We start from the raw sequence: 17,604 nt of genomic DNA on the forward strand, positions 1-17,604 counted from the left end.
TAAAAGCGTTTTCAAAATTATTTTTCCAGGATAATGTAAGCACCTTTGTGCCCGGGAACTGCACCCTTAAGAAGGATGAGGTTCTGCTCAGGGAAGATCTTCATTACTTTGAGGTTCTTCACCTTCACCCGTGAACCACCGTCACGGCCGGCCATGCGCATACCTTTGAATACCCGTGCTGGGTAAGACGCTGCACCGATCGAACCCGGAGCGCGTTGGCGGTTGTGCTGACCGTGCGTAGCATCGTTCACACCGCGGAAGCTGTGACGCTTAACTACCCCCTGGAAACCTTTACCCTTGGAAACACCGACAGCATTGATGACATCGCCTTCAACGAATACTTCGTCGACGGTGATGGTTTCACCTGCCTTCTTTTCCATTTTAGCGTCGCGGAACTCGACCAAACGACGCTTGGGATCCGTACCTGCTTTCTCGAAATGCCCTTGGAGGGGTTGTGATGTGTTTTTCTCTTTGGCATCACCAAAGCCCAGCTGAAGCGCTGAGTAACCGTCGGATTCTTCGTTCTTAACTTGTGTAACTACACAAGGGCCCGCTTCTACTACTGTACAAGCGATATTACGACCAGCTTCGTCGAAGATACTGGTCATTCCGACCTTCTTTCCGATAATTCCGTTCATCGTTATCGAATTTTATAGTGACACGCACTGGTAATTAGCGAAAAACAGCTAGCAGTTTCAAGAAGCTTACTTCTGATTTTGCTTTCTATTTGACATCTAATTACACTACGTGTAACAGATTCTTTTAATGAAGACCAACATTTGTTGTTGATCTAAATGTTTGATAGCGAGGGGATACTCCCTGACTACGTCAACTTTACTTGAATGTCCACACCACTGGGCAGTTCTAGCTTCGATAAAGCATCGACTGTTTTTTGCGTAGGCGTGTAAATTTCAATAAGGCGCTTGTGAGTGCGTAACTGAAACTGCTCCCGGGACTTCTTGTTGACGTGCGGTGAACGGAGCACGGTAAAGATTTTTTTCTCGGTGGGCAGCGGAATCGGGCCAGTTACTATGGCACCACTGTTTTTCACCGTTTTTACAATTTTCTCAGTTGATTTATCAACGAGGTTATGGTCGTAAGAACGGAGCTTGATACGAATTTTCTGATTCATGCCAGCTTCTAATTGTCAAGTTATGAAGTAAAACGGCTTGCAAGCTGCGCACGTTTAATAGCTACGCAGCTTGCTCACCAGTCCTATTTTAAATTAGATAAGATTCGCCACTTTTGGCTTTCTTAATGTTTTTATCCTCCGCCGAAGCGGTATACTCATTCAACAGCTTGAATTAGCTGTTACCGTTGGCTTTTTCCATTACCTCCTTAGCGATACCACTTGGAGCGGCAGCGTAGTGAGAGAATTCCATGGAAGAGTTGGCACGACCAGAAGTGATCGTACGTAGATCCGTCACATAACCGAACATTTCTGCCAGTGGCACATCGGCGGTGATAGAAATCGCTCCACCAGAACGAGGCTGTTGGCCTTTCGGTAAACCACGGCGACGGTTCAAGTCACCGATAACGTTACCTACGTATTCTTCCGGAGTGATAATCTCTAACTTCATGATCGGCTCCAACAGTATAGGGTTCGTCTTGGGTGCAGCAGCTCTAAAGCCTTCTTTAGCACACAATTCGAAGGCAATTGGCTTACTATCCACCGAGTGCATGCTACCGTCATAGACGCGTACTTTCATGCTATCGATGTTGTAACCTGCCAAGATACCGTTGTTCATCATTGCGGTGAAACCATCGCGGATAGGCTTCTGGTAGTTCTTGTCGATAGCACCACCAACGATGCCCCAATCGAACTGCAGTTTAACCTTACCTGCTTTGAAATCCTCGCTTTCCAAGAATTCTTCGTCGGCAGGGCCAAGTTCGAATTCCATATCGGCGAACAAACCAGAACCACCAGACTGCTTCTTCAAGCGCTCACGGTGAGAAACGGTGGTTTGTAGTGCTTCTTTGTAAGTAACCTGTGGCTCACCAACGTTACATTCAACTTTGAATTCACGCTTAAGACGATCAATGATGATCTCCAAGTGAAGCTCACCCATACCACTAATGATGGTCTGGTTGGTATCTTCGTCGTAACGAACCTTAAAGGTAGGATCCTCTTCCGCCAATTTGGCTAAAGACATACCCAGCTTATCAAGGTCTTTTTGGGTCTTAGGCTCTACCGCGATACCGATTACGGGATCAGGGAACACCATAGATTCCAAAACGATCGGGTGGTCGAGGTCACAAAGCGTATCACCCGTACGGATGTCCTTGAAACCTACCGCCGCAGCGATATCACCAGCTTCTACACGAGGGATGCTGTTCTGCTTGTTAGCGTGCATCTGGTAGATACGAGAGATACGCTCCTTACTATCGGAACGACTGTTGTATACATAGCTACCTGCATCCAGTACACCAGAGTATACTCGCATAAAGGCCAAACGACCTACGAAAGGATCGGTAGCAATTTTGAATGCCAAGGCAGCGAAAGGCTCGTCGTTAGAAGGACGGCGCTTCTCTTCCTTTTCTGTTTCAGGGTTGGTACCTACGATTGCTTCGATATCCAACGGTGAAGGCAAGTAAGCACATACTGCATCCAATACAGCCTGTACACCTTTGTTTTTGAAGGCAGTACCACACATCATTGGAACGAAAGCCATGTCCATTACTGCTTCACGAACGGCTTTACGCATTTCGTCTTCAGTTATAGAATTAGGATCTTCGAAGAATTTCTCCATCAATGACTCATCGTATTCAGCAACTGCTTCCAAAAGCTTTTCACGCCATTCAGCAGCGGTATCAACCAGATCAGCTGGCATATCGATAACCTCGAAGGTCATACCATAATCATCCTCATTCCAGGTAATTGCCTGATTAGTAATCAAGTCAACTACACCCATGAAGGTTTCTTCAGCTCCGATTGGAATTTGCAGTGGAATAGCTTTAGAACCCAATTTCTCTTGTACGTCGTTTACAACGTTAAAGAAATCGGCACCAGAGCGGTCCATTTTATTAACAAATCCAATACGTGGTACTTTGTAGTTGTCAGCCAGGCGCCAGTTGGTTTCTGACTGTGGCTCAACACCTGAAACTGCACAGAACAGGAATACCAGACCATCTAAAACACGAAGTGAACGGTTTACCTCTACGGTAAAGTCAACGTGTCCTGGAGTGTCAATGATATTAACAGCATAGTCCATATCCTTCCATTTCCAGGAAGTTTTGGTGGCTGCAGAGGTGATGGTGATTCCACGCTCCTGCTCCTGCTCCATCCAGTCCATAGTAGCTGCACCGTCGTGTACTTCGCCAATCTTGTGGCTTAGTCCGGTGTAGAATAGGACGCGCTCGGTAGTGGTAGTCTTTCCGGCGTCGATGTGAGCGGCAATGCCAATGTTTCTCGTATAAGTGAGATCCTTAGCCATGATGGTTCCCTGTTCGGGCGTTATAAATTAAAAATATGTTCAAAAGAATTACACACGGAAGTGAGCAAAGGCACGGTTAGATTCCGCCATACGGTGGGTATCTTCCTTACGCTTTACGGCTGCTCCTTCTCCTTTGCTAGCTGCGATCAGCTCAGCGGCCATTTTTTCGGCCATTCCTTTACCAGAACGCTGGCGAGCGAACTTGATCACCCACTTCATACCGATAGACAATTTGCGCTTAGCGCGAATTTCGGTAGGAATCTGGAAGGTAGCTCCACCGATACGGCGAGAACGTACTTCCACTTGTGGCATAGCATTGTTCAATGCTTTTTTCCACACGGCGTGTTCGTCTGATTCTGTACGCTCCTTAATGATGTCCATTGCGTCGTAGAACACTTTGAATGCGGCGCTCTTACGGCCTTCCAACATCATCATGTTTACAAACTGAGTTACCATCTCGTCACCGTAGCGGGGATCGGGAGCAATAATTCTTACTTTTGGCTTTCTTTTCCTCATTGTTCTTTATTAGCGGTTTCTGCCGGTTAAATAAATGGCGGCGGCCCGATCAGTAGCTACTGGACGGACAAGGAAACATAAACGTTTTTAGCTCTTAGGACGCTTAGTTCCGTACTTAGAGCGACTCTTTTTACGATCGTTTACACCCGCAGTATCCAAGGCACCACGTACGATAGTGTAACGTACACCAGGTAAATCTTTCACACGACCACCACGGATCAGTACGATTGAGTGTTCCTGTAGGTTATGGCCTTCCCCTGGGATATAGGCAATTACCTCAATGCCATTGGTCAGGCGCACTTTGGCTACCTTACGTAGGGCAGAGTTTGGTTTCTTAGGAGTGGTTGTGTATACACGAGTACATACACCACGCTTCTGAGGACATGAGTCCAGGGCGCGTGACTTGCTCTTGGTCACAATCTGCGTGCGGCCTTTCCGCACAAGTTGATTAATAGTAGGCATACGCTGCTTTAATTAAATAAAGGTCACTTTACACAGTTCCTCGGTCTTGCCAGAGGCCTACACCAAACAGTTGAAACTTAATTTATTATAAGCCCGCTCTGCCCGGTATGTGTTCAAGGAAAATGTATCCGACATTATTGCGGGGAACATCCCTTGCGAAAAAGCGAATGCAAAGGTACGCTTTATTCTTTGAAAACCAAAAGGGTAGTAAACTTTTTCAGAAGGAAATTCAGCTGAGCTTTTCAGGATGGGATAGTAGCCACGGCAAGTGATCGGTAGCGCCGCAAAAGTGACGAATATTATTTGCACAAATAACCTGTAGTGCCAACAATAATTCTTAGCCATTGAGGATGAAAAACTTATTAATAATTGGTACTGCTGGCTTTTGTCTTGCCTGATGACGAAAAAGCGTGGGTAAAAAAAGATTTTATTTACCCCTTAGCCTCCTTGTTTAAAGGTGCGTAGCAAATCGGGATCTTCCATTGGGAGAGCAAAGTGCCCGGAGGGCGCAAGCAGCAGCGATAGAAGTGGTACCGACCGGAGGGAGATAAGGGGTCGGCGAAAAATAACTTCCTCCCTTTAATGCTGATCTTTTGGCACTGAACTTCGTTGCTCATCCCTTGCGTAGCTTTGACTATGCGCGGTCTTCGCGCCTCGTTCAGCACAAAAATCTCTAGCCTGAAATGGGGAACTTATTTTTCGCCGACCCCTAAGAACGGATAGCGCGGTGGCGGAGCCAGCTGCCCAAAATATGGACTGGCTTGTTATAAAGACCAGTCTTTTGGTGCGGGTAACTAAAAACCCAGTCGCCTCATCGAAAAGAATCGATAAGGCGATTTTTAAGATTTGTAGGGCTCCCCCTCGCCGAAAACACCAAGGGAGAGCCCTACGTTGGCCGCAGATACTCTCCCTTGGTGATGGAAACCTGAGATTCTTAGAACCAGCCCGCCCCCAGATCGCGGAACGGCCAGGGAATGCTGACCAGAATAAGTGCCAGACCGATAACGTAGTACCGAACGATGGTACGGTGCCCCAGTGGTTGGGGGATTTGCTTCTTGGCCTTGATGTAGCCTACGGTGATGAGGGCGATGGCCAGCAACATGAGGCTCATGTGCTCTACCGTGTAGAAGCGAAGCATACTGTCCTTCATGACCCCACCGGCGAATTGTACTTTGGGGCTGATAAAGTAGAGGATCAGGCCCAAGAGCAGCTGTACATGGGTGAAGATGAAGCCCAGCAGCGGAAGTTTGCCATCGGGATAAGCGGTTTGTTTAGACCACTTGCCCCAGGCAGTGACGATGGCCAAAACCAAAAAGATCAGGACCAACCAACGCAGACCCGAATGGGCGTGAACGAGCATATTGTACATAATAGTGAGATTTTGGTGGTAAATATAGGAAAGATATCAGGGTATTATGGTGCTTGTCTGGACTTTTGGCTTGCGGCAAAAGCCGTAGAGCCCGCCTGGCCAGTCGGACAGGAGATTTCAGGTAGAGCGTAGAGGGATATTGAGAAGCAATGAGGTGAAAAAAATCTAATGCAAAAAAGAAGCGAGGTTGGGATCAATGCTTCTTTGTAATCCCATCTCGTTCCCAGAAAACCTTACCTTTGCTAAAATTTTCAGTAGAGACGGACGGACGAGTATCTCTCTACGCGGGCAAATAATAAAAGATGGTACAGCTCAATTTTACGAGCATCAAAGTCTCTATGCCCTATACCTCGTACCTCGTACCTCGTACAAAAAGTTTGAGTACATCATTATCCTATTTTACGAACACAGCAACGAAAACTTTTTCCTCCATGCACAGATCTGGATTTGTAAATATTATTGGCAGGCCCAACGCGGGCAAATCCACCTTGATGAATGCCTTGGTGGGCGAGCGGATGTCGATCATCACGGCTAAACCGCAAACAACCCGGCACCGGATCATCGGCTTGCTCAGTGGCGACGATTTCCAGATTGTGTTCAGTGACACGCCTGGGATCATCAGTGATCCGGCCTACAAAATGCAGGAGGCGATGAACCGCTTTGTGGAAACGACCTTTGATGACGCCGATATCATGCTCTTCGTGACAGGTATCGACGAGGTGTTTAAGGATGATGACCCCATCATGCAGCAGCTCCGTAATATAAAGGCGCCCATCTTTTTGGTCCTCAACAAAATCGATCTCTCTAACCAGCAGGAGGTGGTGGCCAAAATCCAGGAATGGCAAAAGCGGATTCCTTTTAAGGAGATTTTCCCACTGTCGGCACTGCACCAGCAGGGTACGGCGGGTTTGCTGAAAGTGATTACGGAAAGCCTGCCGGAGGGGCCAGCCTACTATCCCAAGGATCAATTGACGGATCGGCCGGAGCGCTTCTTTGTAAGTGAGATTGTAAGGGAGAAGATCCTGGAGATTTACCACCAGGAAATCCCCTATTCGGTAGAGGTGGTCGTCGACTCCTTTAAGGAAACCCAGACCAACCGCGGGGAAGATCTGGTTCGTATTGCGGCCACTATCTTTGTGATGCGGGCTACGCAAAAGAGCATTATTATCGGCAAAGGCGGTGTTTCGATCAAGCAACTGGGTACTGCCGCGCGGATGTCATTGGAGACCTTCTTAGAGGCCAAAGTATTCCTGGAGCTGCACGTGAAAGTAAAGGAAAACTGGCGCGATGATGAGCAATCGTTGAAGCGGTTTGGGTATTAAGGGTGGGTTTTGAACCACATAAGGCATTTAAGGGCACTTAAGGTTTTTTGTTTTTTTTGAACCATATGAGGGATTGTAAGAGATTATTATGCGCGGGTTGGTCAGGGCAAATTCACGAATTTGCCCGACAAAAGTAAGGCTGATACTACTGCTGCGCGAGCTGATAGCCTACCCAAAGGGTGAGTCCTTGGTGGTAGTATTTGAGGTCGACAATTGACGTTCCATTGACGTCGGTGAGTGTAATGCTTTGAAAATCGTTCAAGTCGCGATTGGCACGCAAGCCAACTATCCAGTGGTTAAGATGGTACTGAACGCCGAGATTGGCGGCTACGCCGAGGTTTTTTTCTTGAACGAAGGGACTCTTTCCATTTCCGTTTGTAAAGCGCTGATCCATCAGGAAGGTTAGTTCAGGCCCTAAATTTAGTCGCCAATTGCCAGCCTGGTATCCGAAAAGTACAGGGAGAGATAAATAATCGAAGCGCAAGCCATCTTTAAATTCCTTATGCTGCCAATTTTTTCGAGTCCAGAGCAACTCTGGCTGAAGGTTAATGCGTTGAGTAAGAGGAACCGACATCATCAACCCTAGCTGGGGGGCTGCCTTGACTGCATTCTCTTCTATGAGAAATCCCTCTAAATCCTTATTGCTCAGTAGCTCGTCGACGTGACTGATGTGTAAGCCTGCTTTTACACCAAACTGAACCTGAGCGTAAGGGCTAGTGGTGGTTACAAAAAGTGCCAATAGCAAAAGAAAAAATAAACGTTTCATATTGGATTATTTTAGGAATAGTTTCCACTAAAACGTCAATTTGAATTACGATATATGGTAAAATTGCTTTTAACAGTGTATTTTTTTATCAAAAAAACAAAAGGTAGCTTCGTCGTTTCACCTACAATCCAACTGTTAATGTTTTCTTATCCTTTTAAAGCAAATAAACTTTCCGATCTTCGCGCCGTATTTTTGTAAACGCCCTATATTCTATGGTGTAAATACGTTTTTTTCAACGCTACCTACCTATGAAGTTTTTCTATACCCTGGCATTATCAATGCTTTGTAGTTTTGGCTGGAGCCAAATTCTGGAACCCGTAAAGTGGGAAATGACCAGCGAATCAATTGGCAACGATGAGTTTAACCTGATCTTTACCGCACGGATGGATGCTGGATGGAGTATTTACTCTCAGTTTACCGATGATTCAGGCCCCGTTCCTACTTCCTTCAACTTCGACAATGGTGATCATTACCAACGCGTAGGAGCTGTTGCTGAAAAAGGCAAGAAAAAAGAAGGCCCAGACCCTTTGTTTGATAATGTCAACGTTATCAAGTTTCCCAAAGGACCTGTCGTTTTCACCCAGAAGGTAAAAGTTACGGACTACAGCAAGCCCATTGCCGGCTGGTTGGAATTTATGACCTGCGATGATGAGCGTTGCCTCCCTCCTACCGAGATCGATTTTAGTTTTAAACTGGAGCCAACTGCCGCCGCTGCGCCTACCAGCACACCAAAAAATGAACGCGCAGAGGCAGTTCCCAACACCGACAAAGCAGCCCAACAAGTAGAAGAAGCGGTAGCCCAAGCCTCCACTCGTGGCGGGCAGCCCATCACTTCGGCCAAAGCCATAGAAGCATCAACGGCTACGGCGTCCATCCTACAGCCTGTGCGCTGGGAAGTACAAGTAGACCAATACGGTGACCAGGATTACGATATCACCTTTATTGCTAAGCTTCAGGAAGGCTGGAACCTCTACAGCCAGGGCACGGAAGACAATGGCCCTATCCCAACGGCATTCTATATCCAGCAAGGCGAAGAGGAGGTACTCCTCCCTTTTCAGGAAAGTGGTGATTTGAAAGAAGGCATGGACCCAGTGTTTGGCGTGATTGTCAAAAAATACGAGCACGGCCCCGTTAAATTCAGCAACCGCAGCACCGGCGAAAAGCCTCTGAAAGGTACGATCGAATACATGAGCTGCGACGATACGCGCTGCATCCCCATGAATACCGACTTTGCGATCAGCTTCAACCCTTTGAGTGTTACCATCGGTGACCCTATACCTGCACCTACAGATGCCACTGAAACAACACCCCCTCCTGTCAGTATAACCAAAAGTTATGGTAGCGATGCTTTCCAACTGGCCATCGCAAATACCGAGACTTTAGGAGAATGCAACGATGAAGTAACGGTAGAATCCGGCAAAGGCATCTGGCAGATTTTTGGCCTGGGTTTTCTGGGGGGATTGATTGCGCTGCTGACGCCTTGTGTATTTCCGATGATTCCACTGACCGTCAGCTTCTTTACCAAAAGCGCTACTACACGCAAGAAGGGAGTCTCTAATGCCTTGCTCTACGGCTTCTTTATCTTCCTCGTGTACCTGCTACTCAGTATCCCTTTCCATTTAATGGACACCATCGACCCGGATATACTCAACAAGATTTCGACTTCCGTTCCGCTCAATATTTTCTTCTTTGCGATATTCATTGTCTTTGCCATCAGCTTCTTTGGGTACTTTGAACTCACGGTGCCCGAAAGCTGGACCAACAAGGCCAGCTCGGCAGAGGGCTCTGGTGGTATAATTGGTATTTTCTTCATGGCCCTCACATTGGCGCTGGTTTCCTTCTCGTGTACGGGGCCTATTCTGGGATCCTTGCTGGTGGGTGCGCTTAGTGGCGACGGAGGCGCAATGCAGCTCACCGCAGGCATGGGTGGTTTTGGTTTGGCGCTGGCCTTGCCTTTTGCCGTGTTTGCAGCGTTCCCGGGCATGATGAAATCACTGCCGCGCTCAGGCGGCTGGCTCAATACCGTGAAAGTGGTACTTGGTTTTATAGAACTGGCCTTGGCCCTCAAGTTCCTCTCCAACGCCGACTTGGTAGACCACTGGGGTTTCCTCAAAATCGAGCTCTTCCTGGGGCTTTGGATTTTGATTGGTATCGGACTGGCGCTTTACCTGTTTGGCAAGATCAAATTTCCGCACGATAGTCCGATAACAAAGTTGTCTCCTATCCGGGTAGGGCTGGCTGTTTTGGCGGTTGCCTTTGTTGCCTATTTGGTGACGGGTTTCCGGGTAAATGAAACGTCAAATAGCTACCGTCCCCTGACCTTACTCAGTGGTCTGGCACCACCAGTATGCTACAGTTTCTGGCGGCCTTGTGATTGCCCACAGCAGCTGGATTGTTTCAAAGACCTGGAAGAAGGTTTGGCTTTCGCCAAAGAAAACAACAAGCCTGTGATGCTGGACTTTACGGGTTATGCTTGTGTGAACTGCCGCAGGATGGAAGAAAACGTGTGGCCCGAAGCAGAAGTCTATCCCTATCTGAAAGACGACTATGTGGTGATCAGTCTCTACGTGGATGACAAGAAGGCCTTGGAAGAGCCCATGACCGTCACCACCACCAGCGGCCGTGAACGCGAACTGGACGAAGTAGGCGAAAAATGGGCACATTTCCAGCAGATCTACTTCAACCAAAATTCACAGCCACAGTACGTATTGATCAGCCCCGACGGGCAACGCCTCAATAGCCCGGTGAATTACACTCCGGATGTGGCAGAATATGCCGATTTTTTGCGGTGCGGATTAGAAAACTTCCGCCGCTTGTCCAAATAAACGCAACTTACCCTCGGCGTACCAAAAACAATTCCCCACCTCCTAACCGTCGTGGGGAATTGTTTTTTTCGTAAATAATCAATTGTGACACATGAACCACGACTACATCAACATGGCACAAGCCATCGTCCATTATTCGGGGCATTTCCTGGTGCCGGGGTTATTGGCGTGGTTCTTTTTCCGACCCAACTGGCAACGCGCTTGGTGGATCATGATCGCGACCATGCTGGTAGACCTTGACCACCTTCTGGCCGATCCCCTTTTTGACCCCAATCGTTGCAGCATTGGCTTTCATCCACTGCACTCGTATTACGCCATAGCCGTCTACGCGGTATTGTTTTTTGTGCCTCGGTTTCGCATCATCGCACTGGGTTTGCTGCTACACATGCTGACAGACTATCAGGATTGTTGGTGGATGTGATGGGAGGAGTCCGACCTCATCGAAAAAAATCGATAAAGCAATTTTTAGTTTTTTTTAGGGCGTGCCCACTTCGTGGTCGCTACCTGCCTGCTCGGCGCATGCTAATCTTTATACACATTTAATCAAGCTTAATTTGATTGACAATTCGCCAAGCGGAGAGTTGCTCCTGAAATCTTCGCCATCCCCAGCGCATGGTTTTTGGCCCTGGTGGCGACTGGCTTTTGTAGCCACTGTACCCCCCCATTCTGCCGATTAACCATGCCAATCGAGCCAAGGACTCAGGAGGGTGGGGATTTTTTTGCTTTTGGGTTTGACCCTCATAGATCGGAATAAGTAGTTCCACGAAAGTCAGATCCTGCGTATCGATTAGTAATGTAGCCTTTTCTTGGTAGACATGGTCGCGGTCTTTGAGCAATTGTAATAAATGCAATGCCGCCTGCATGGCCATGATCACGAGTCGTTTCATAGCAATGCCTGATTCAACCTGAGCGGATTCGCATTCTAGCCCTTTGGTTTTTAACAAGCTAAAAAGCTCCTCAATATTCCATCTATTTTGGTAGATATCGACAATTTTCAATGCTTGATGCTCATTTTCAATGACCATATCCGTCCAGATCGTCCAATGAACAGGAGCCTCGCCATCAGGTACGCTGTGTTCCAATTCTTTGAGTTGTACAAAGTATAATGGAATTCGGTCTGGCCCTTGCGCTTTGGTACGATCTTTAGGCCGGGCAATCTCTACCCGACCATAACTCAAGGCCATCTTTGCTTTTCGGGCTTTGCGCTTTTTTTGTCTTGGGATAGCTACTTCAATGACGAGTCCCTTGGTAGCTTGCTCTTCTAAATACTGCCACAATAAATGCTTGCTGTCAGACTCGTCATAAATCACCCGCTGCTTGCTAGTGCGAATAACCAAATGATGATTGGGGGGCATTGGCTTAGCGAAGAGTTCGTAGATATCCCCTTCCCGATCCATGACATGAACAACTTTTCCCCGATGCCCCTTTAAAACTTGTGTACTATAATCTATACTCTCCAACCAGCGATAAGAACTCTTCTGCTCAATAGGCTGCCTCTTGTAATTACGCTCATGTCGATTCGGTTGGTCTACACATCGATTCCAGATATGAAGGTGTGTGTAGCCCAATGGAAATCCACTATCGCCATCCAACACAAGGCCGGGATGAAGAAAAAAACCGAATTCTTGATTCGTATCATCTTTCCAAAGTGGCCCCAAGTCCTCATCCGACTCACTTAAACGCCCCTTATGGCCAATTGCATTATAGTCGGTCGTGTCTTGTATGACATATAAATCCCGGTCAGCATACTCCTCCGTATACCAAGACTGGGTAATACTGTTCACCAGAGCATCCATACTCAATCGATTGTTATTTAAAAATCGACTCATCCCCATTCGTTCTCGATGGTGTGTATTCAGTCGATTGGGAACACCGCTGCCACTTTTTATCATCTGATGTAATATACGGTTTGCTCGTTTTTCTAAGCGAGCATCACCTAATTTATGATCAAATACTACACTAATAGCTGTCATAATTAACACGTGATTAAGTAGATATTACTGCGATTGCTTAGGCAGATCGTGTACGCCTCTACAAATATATTCGTAATCTTGCGATGTGTATAAAGATTAGTCGGCGCATGGCAGGCAGGCGTTGCAGGGCTCGCTGTTCGCTCGGCCGGCTTCCTTTGGTCGCCGTCTGGCCTCCCTCTATGTCGCCCCCCCTTCCACATCGCTCACGCAAAGCCCCCGAATCACTCTTACCCCCCTGTTCAGCGTGGGCTGTGCAGAACTTACTTCCCCTAAGCACTAGTTGCGGGCTAAAGCCACGCGCAACCTGATTTACGATCAGCTTGAACAGCCTATCCCTCTACCATCTACCTTAGGGGCGCGAAGCGAACCGCATACCTCTACGGACTTTCGCCAAAGGCATGCCTCTGGCAAAGTCAAGCTAAACGCTTGTTTCGTTCTTGTCATTTTCGTGCGTTTACCCTCGATCCCCTTAAATATCCGTGCATAAGTCTTGGTTTCTCCTTACTTTTGCAGTCTGTTTGTTTTTTTGTAAACTTTCAATACGGCACGGCCGCAAGAACATGTTTGATGATAACCGCCCCTTGACGGATTGGCTCCCCATCACCAAGAAAGAAGTAGAGATGCGTGGCTGGGAGGAAGTGGATGTAGTCCTCGTCTCAGGCGACTGTTATGTCGACCACCCTGCTTTTGGTACCGCTGTCATAGGTCGGATCATGGAGAGCGAAGGTTTGCGGGTAGCCATCATCCCTCAGCCCAACTGGCAGGATGACCTGCGCGACTTTAAGAAATTTGGTCGACCACGCTTGTTCTTTGGGGTCACCTCGGGCTGTATGGACTCTATGGTCAACCATTATACCGCCTCTAAGCGGCGGCGCTCTACCGACGCTTACACTGCTGGTGGCCATGCTGGTTTCCGCCCGGATTATGCGACGGTAGTTTATACGCAAAAACTCAAAGAGCTCTATCCTGATGTGCCGGTATTGATTGGTGGCATCGAAGCGTCCTTGCGGCGTGTAACGCACTATGATTACTGGAAAGACGAGTTGTTTCCCAATATTTTGACCCTCAGTGGTGCCGATTTACTGGTCTACGGCATGGGCGAACAGCCCCTACGCGAGATCATCCGACTGGTAAATCGTGGGGTACCATTTGATCGCCTCAACACCGTTCCGCAGACCGCTTTCCTTCAGGACCGGGAAGCAGAACCACCCAAAAATAAAAACTGGGACACACTGGAATTGAGTTCGCACGAAAAGTGCTTGAAAGACAAGAAAGCCTTTGCCGCCAACTTCAAGCACATCGAGCAAGAGTCCAATAAAGTCCAAGCCCGCCGCTTGACGCAAAAAGTAAAAGAACACCTGCTGGTCATCAACCCGCCTTATCCACCGATGATAGAAAACGAGATTGATGCCTCTTTTGATTTGCCTTACACCCGCCTACCCCACCCCAAGTACAAGAAACGGGGTACGCCGCCCGCTTACGAGATGATCCGCTTTTCGGTCAACATGCACCGGGGTTGTTTTGGCGGATGTAGCTTCTGTACCATTTCGGCGCACCAGGGCAAGTTTATCGCCAGCCGCTCGGAGGAGTCCATCATGAAAGAGGTGGATGTGGTCACCAAGATGCCCGATTTTAAAGGTTACATCAGTGACCTGGGCGGCCCATCGGCCAATATGTACAAGATGAAAGGCAAGGTGCAGGAAATCTGCGACCGCTGCGTAGCACCCTCCTGTATCCATCCGGTAATTTGTAGCAACCTCGACACCAGCCACAAACCCATGACAGAGCTCTACAAAAAAGTAGATGCTCACCCGGAGGTGAAGAAAGCCTTCGTGGGCAGTGGTATCCGCTACGACCTGTTGGTGGATGATTACAACAAAAACAATGATGGCAGCCTGGATGAATACCTGGAACAAGTAGTCACCTGCCACATCAGCGGCCGCCTCAAGGTTGCGCCCGAGCATACCAGCGATGCTACACTCAGGATGATGCGTAAGCCCTCGTTTAAGCATTTTCATTCCTTTAAGGAGAAGTACGACAAGATCAACAAGAAGCACGGACTCAATCAGCCTTTAATTCCGTACTTCATCTCCAGTCACCCCGGCTCTACGGAGGAAGAGATGGCCAATCTGGCTGCTGAAACCAAAGAAATGGGTTTCCGCCTGGAGCAAGTGCAAGACTTTACGCCTACTCCGATGACGGTAGCCACGGTGGCTTACTACACGGGGCTGCACCCCTACACCCTGCGCCCCGTATATACCGCCCGCACCCCCAAGGAGAAAAAGCAGCAACACATGTTTTTCTTCTGGCACAAACGCGAAAACTACCAGGAAATCAAAGACAAACTGATCAGCATTGACCGTGAGGATTTGGTCGAAAAACTACTAGAAGACAAAAAACGCCACGCCAAACGCGAAACCATCAAAGGCCGCGTAAAAGCCCGCCGGAAGGGGCATCAGGGGAGGAAGAAGAGGTAGTCGAAGTCGGAAGTGGGAGATCGGAAGTCGGAAGTAGTTGAATGTGAGAGGTTGGAAGGGTGTGAAAGTGTAAGGGTGTAAAAGTTGGTTTGATTGGTTGATGGTTGATGGTTCAATTTCCCATAATGGCATCACATACCTCCGACTTCCCACTTCCCACCTCCGACTTTAAAAAGGGTCTACAGCTTATAGCTTACACCTAGCAGAAGTTGGTTGGGTCTTAATTTAACCTCAGCATTAGTAAGGGTATTGGCCTTTTGTGGCTCCGTGAGTACTGGGTTCTGGAGGTAAGCTTTTTGCCAGTAAATACGCCCTAGCGTGATGGGAGTTTGCAAAACCACCCCTAGCCGTGACGTAATACGGTATTCAAACTGGGGCAAAAGACTACCTGTGACACCCACTTGTGTGAAAGTAAAAGGAAAAGCTGCAGAAGTATTAGGGATTGACCTATAATACAAAAGAAAAGGGTCAGCGGCAAGACTAAGGGACGTTACGAAACGCTCGCCAGAAAGCGGGGTAATAGTTTTGCCAGAAGCCCATCGTAAATTTAGGCTTATCTGTTTTCTCACTTCACCAGAAGCAGGTTCAAAGACTCCCAGGCTTGGATCTGAGTTCACAATGTAAAAATCACCATCACTGAAATCAGCCCTTAAAATGCTCCAGCTTTGCCGCCAGCCATTTTCGTGAAGCTTTTCGATTCCAAGGTAAGGGCTGATCGACGCATTTTGCTCAATATAAAAAACATTGGTAAGTGTGCTATTTACGGGAAAACGGACAAAGAACCCTGCTGAAAAAAGCTGATCCCCCACCAAGCCAGTAGTTATTCTATACTCGGCACTTTGGCCAAAAGTCGTCAATACTGAGCAGCAAAAACAAAGAATGAGGAGTAAGCGCATAAATAGAATGGTTTTAGAGAGAAAACGGCGTGGGGAGATTCCTGTTTTGCTTTAACATAATTCAAGCAGCCCTTTCAATAAAAAGCATACTCACTGCTAATCTCTCGTCTCCAGAAATTCAAGCAATTCTTGCTCCGACTTCATGTAGCCGCCAGGGATGCCAATAGGCTGTAGATCAGGCGTCAGTTTCAATAAACAAGGTTGGGTATTGTAGCCATAACTCTTTTGTATTTCAGCGTTAATAGTGCCTTTGGTTTGTCCGTTTGCGGCTAATTTTCGGTCATCGGTCATGAGCAGAATACAAACATATTGCTCAAGTACTGTCTTGAGCCCGGGAGCGTAGAGGAAACCTAATGTTTTTCCAGTTGGGCTAGCGTAGGCCGCAAAAATCAGTAATATGGGTTGATCTTTTTCCGCCGCAATACGGATGCCCTCTTGATAATTGGTGAAAAAATTGACCGTTTCCTTCCGATCATTATTGCAGTAGGCAAATAACAACGAGGTTAATAACAATATTGGAATCAGCTTATTCATTGAAAAACACTGCTTCAAATTCAGCCCTGCTTATTACAAGCACTAAGCATTTACTCCCCCCCTGGCCTAGCGCTGTGAAAGGGTGGCCCGGCTCCGACGGGCCAGACATTTGTGGTGGCGCCAGGTTTACAATGCATTGTATACTGACAGCCACCACAAATGGCCGAGCGAGTAGCGAGCCCTGTAACCCAGCGACCCGACGTCTATATTGCGCAAAAAACAAATGGAACCTTCTCTGAAGTTTTTCCAATAGCTGACACGCTTGAAATGAAACGCTTAGCCATCTATTGAAAAAACGAAGGTTCCATTTGTTTTTGTGCAATCCCTAGGAGGGTAGGCCCCAAAACCATCAACTATCAAACCATCCCCCTACTTCACCGCCTCGTACATCAACTGTACATCTTCAAGGGTAAACAGTGCGCCCAGGCCGGTCTGGAAATTGAGTTCCTGGTCGCCTTGTAGTTTTACAAAACGGAAACCGTAGGTGGCGATACTGTCGATCATGGACTGATAGATGAATCCGGCTACTTCTTCCTTGATGATCTTATTGAAATAGCGGTTGCCACGCACATTCTCCAATTGCTCATTTTTGAGGCGAGCAATATCATTGGTGATGGCGGGCCCATAAAACAACTGGATGCTGTAATCGCTGCCTCCTTTGATGGTAAGGTCACTTACCAGGGCCGATTTCAAGTTGCCTACTTTTACAACCGCATCAGGAGGTGCCAAAACAGAAACCGACACCCCATAGGATAATAAATCCAGCGGCTGCCAACCACGGGGATGGCCATCAGCAGAACAATTGCTCAGAAAAAAGACCAAAAAGAGACAAAACGCAGCAAAGAGTCTGCGAGAAAAACCGGTCATATTATTTAGTATTGCGCAAAAAACAAACCGACCATTTGTTTTTGTACTGTTTCTTACATTTGGTGTGGAGTCTGGAGTTGATCCTGTACCTCTTATTAAACCGAAAGGCAAGAAAAGACAATTCGGGCAATTGACCAACAAAAAATTTTAAGAACCTTAGAAA

At 47.5% G+C, this 17,604-nt stretch carries 15 protein-coding genes; 4 read left to right on the plus strand and 11 right to left on the minus strand.

Translation table 11 applies throughout. The annotated features are described in order from the left end of the window. Positions 1-17: 17 nt before the first annotated feature. The 6 genes from rplC to AB0L18_RS03320 form a co-directional block, all read right to left on the minus strand. A complete protein-coding gene (rplC, locus tag AB0L18_RS03295; protein ID WP_367391156.1) occupies positions 18-638 on the minus strand; it encodes a 50S ribosomal protein L3 in 621 nt (206 codons plus the stop codon). Positions 639-823: 185 nt separating this feature from the next. Beyond that, entirely contained in the window at positions 824-1,132 is a 309-nt protein-coding gene (rpsJ, locus tag AB0L18_RS03300; protein ID WP_020535260.1) for a 30S ribosomal protein S10, read from the minus strand. 172 nt (positions 1,133-1,304) lie between these two features. Further along, positions 1,305-3,434, minus strand: coding sequence for an elongation factor G (fusA, locus tag AB0L18_RS03305; protein WP_367391157.1), 2,130 nt, complete (start codon positions 3,432-3,434; stop codon positions 1,305-1,307). Positions 3,435-3,482: 48 nt separating this feature from the next. Beyond that, a complete protein-coding gene (gene rpsG / locus AB0L18_RS03310; RefSeq protein WP_367391158.1) occupies positions 3,483-3,950 on the minus strand; it encodes a 30S ribosomal protein S7 in 468 nt (155 codons plus the stop codon). Positions 3,951-4,037: 87 nt separating this feature from the next. Then, positions 4,038-4,412: a 30S ribosomal protein S12 gene (rpsL, locus tag AB0L18_RS03315; RefSeq protein ID WP_020535263.1), complete on the minus strand. Its 375-nt coding sequence runs from the start codon at positions 4,410-4,412 to the stop codon at positions 4,038-4,040. A gap of 934 nt (positions 4,413-5,346) precedes the next feature. Continuing rightward, positions 5,347-5,781 (minus strand): cytochrome B, encoded by a 435-nt coding sequence (locus AB0L18_RS03320; protein WP_367391159.1) that lies wholly within the window; start codon positions 5,779-5,781, stop codon positions 5,347-5,349. A gap of 431 nt (positions 5,782-6,212) precedes the next feature. Here AB0L18_RS03320 and era point away from each other — a divergent pair, with 431 nt between their 5' ends. Then, a complete protein-coding gene (era, locus tag AB0L18_RS03325; RefSeq protein ID WP_367391160.1) occupies positions 6,213-7,103 on the plus strand; it encodes a GTPase Era in 891 nt (296 codons plus the stop codon). A gap of 145 nt (positions 7,104-7,248) precedes the next feature. Here the strand turns inward: era and AB0L18_RS03330 are convergent, their stop codons facing one another. Then, positions 7,249-7,869, minus strand: a complete 621-nt coding sequence (locus AB0L18_RS03330) for a porin family protein (protein ID WP_367391161.1) — start codon at positions 7,867-7,869, stop codon at positions 7,249-7,251. Positions 7,870-8,117: 248 nt separating this feature from the next. Between AB0L18_RS03330 and AB0L18_RS03335 the strand changes: the two genes are divergently transcribed. Continuing rightward, a complete protein-coding gene (locus AB0L18_RS03335) occupies positions 8,118-10,694 on the plus strand; it encodes a protein-disulfide reductase DsbD family protein (RefSeq protein WP_367391162.1) in 2,577 nt (858 codons plus the stop codon). Between the two features lie 91 nt (positions 10,695-10,785). Further along, the gene (locus AB0L18_RS03340) at positions 10,786-11,115 is read left to right on the plus strand and encodes a DUF6122 family protein (protein ID WP_367391163.1); all 330 of its coding nucleotides are present in this window, start codon (positions 10,786-10,788) and stop codon (positions 11,113-11,115) included. Between the two features lie 118 nt (positions 11,116-11,233). Here AB0L18_RS03340 and AB0L18_RS03345 read toward each other — a convergent pair whose 3' ends face one another. Next, positions 11,234-12,667 (minus strand): IS4 family transposase, encoded by a 1,434-nt coding sequence (locus AB0L18_RS03345; protein WP_367389587.1) that lies wholly within the window; start codon positions 12,665-12,667, stop codon positions 11,234-11,236. Between the two features lie 560 nt (positions 12,668-13,227). Here AB0L18_RS03345 and AB0L18_RS03350 point away from each other — a divergent pair. Continuing rightward, entirely contained in the window at positions 13,228-15,144 is a 1,917-nt protein-coding gene (locus AB0L18_RS03350) for a YgiQ family radical SAM protein (protein ID WP_367391164.1), read from the plus strand. A gap of 179 nt (positions 15,145-15,323) precedes the next feature. On the opposite strand, the gene AB0L18_RS03355 is transcribed toward AB0L18_RS03350, so the two are convergent. From AB0L18_RS03355 to AB0L18_RS03365, 3 genes are all read right to left on the minus strand, one after another. After that, positions 15,324-16,040 carry a hypothetical protein gene (locus AB0L18_RS03355; protein WP_367391165.1) on the minus strand — a complete coding sequence of 239 codons (717 nt, stop codon included), beginning with the start codon at positions 16,038-16,040 and terminating at the stop codon, positions 15,324-15,326. Positions 16,041-16,136: 96 nt separating this feature from the next. Continuing rightward, positions 16,137-16,574 carry a hypothetical protein gene (locus AB0L18_RS03360; protein ID WP_367391166.1) on the minus strand — a complete coding sequence of 146 codons (438 nt, stop codon included), beginning with the start codon at positions 16,572-16,574 and terminating at the stop codon, positions 16,137-16,139. 369 nt (positions 16,575-16,943) lie between these two features. Continuing rightward, positions 16,944-17,441: a hypothetical protein gene (locus tag AB0L18_RS03365; protein ID WP_367391167.1), complete on the minus strand. Its 498-nt coding sequence runs from the start codon at positions 17,439-17,441 to the stop codon at positions 16,944-16,946. Between the last annotated feature and the right edge of the window lie 163 nt (positions 17,442-17,604).

Source organism: Lewinella sp. LCG006 (genome assembly GCF_040784935.1).
Lineage (GTDB): Bacteria > Bacteroidota > Bacteroidia > Chitinophagales > Saprospiraceae > Lewinella.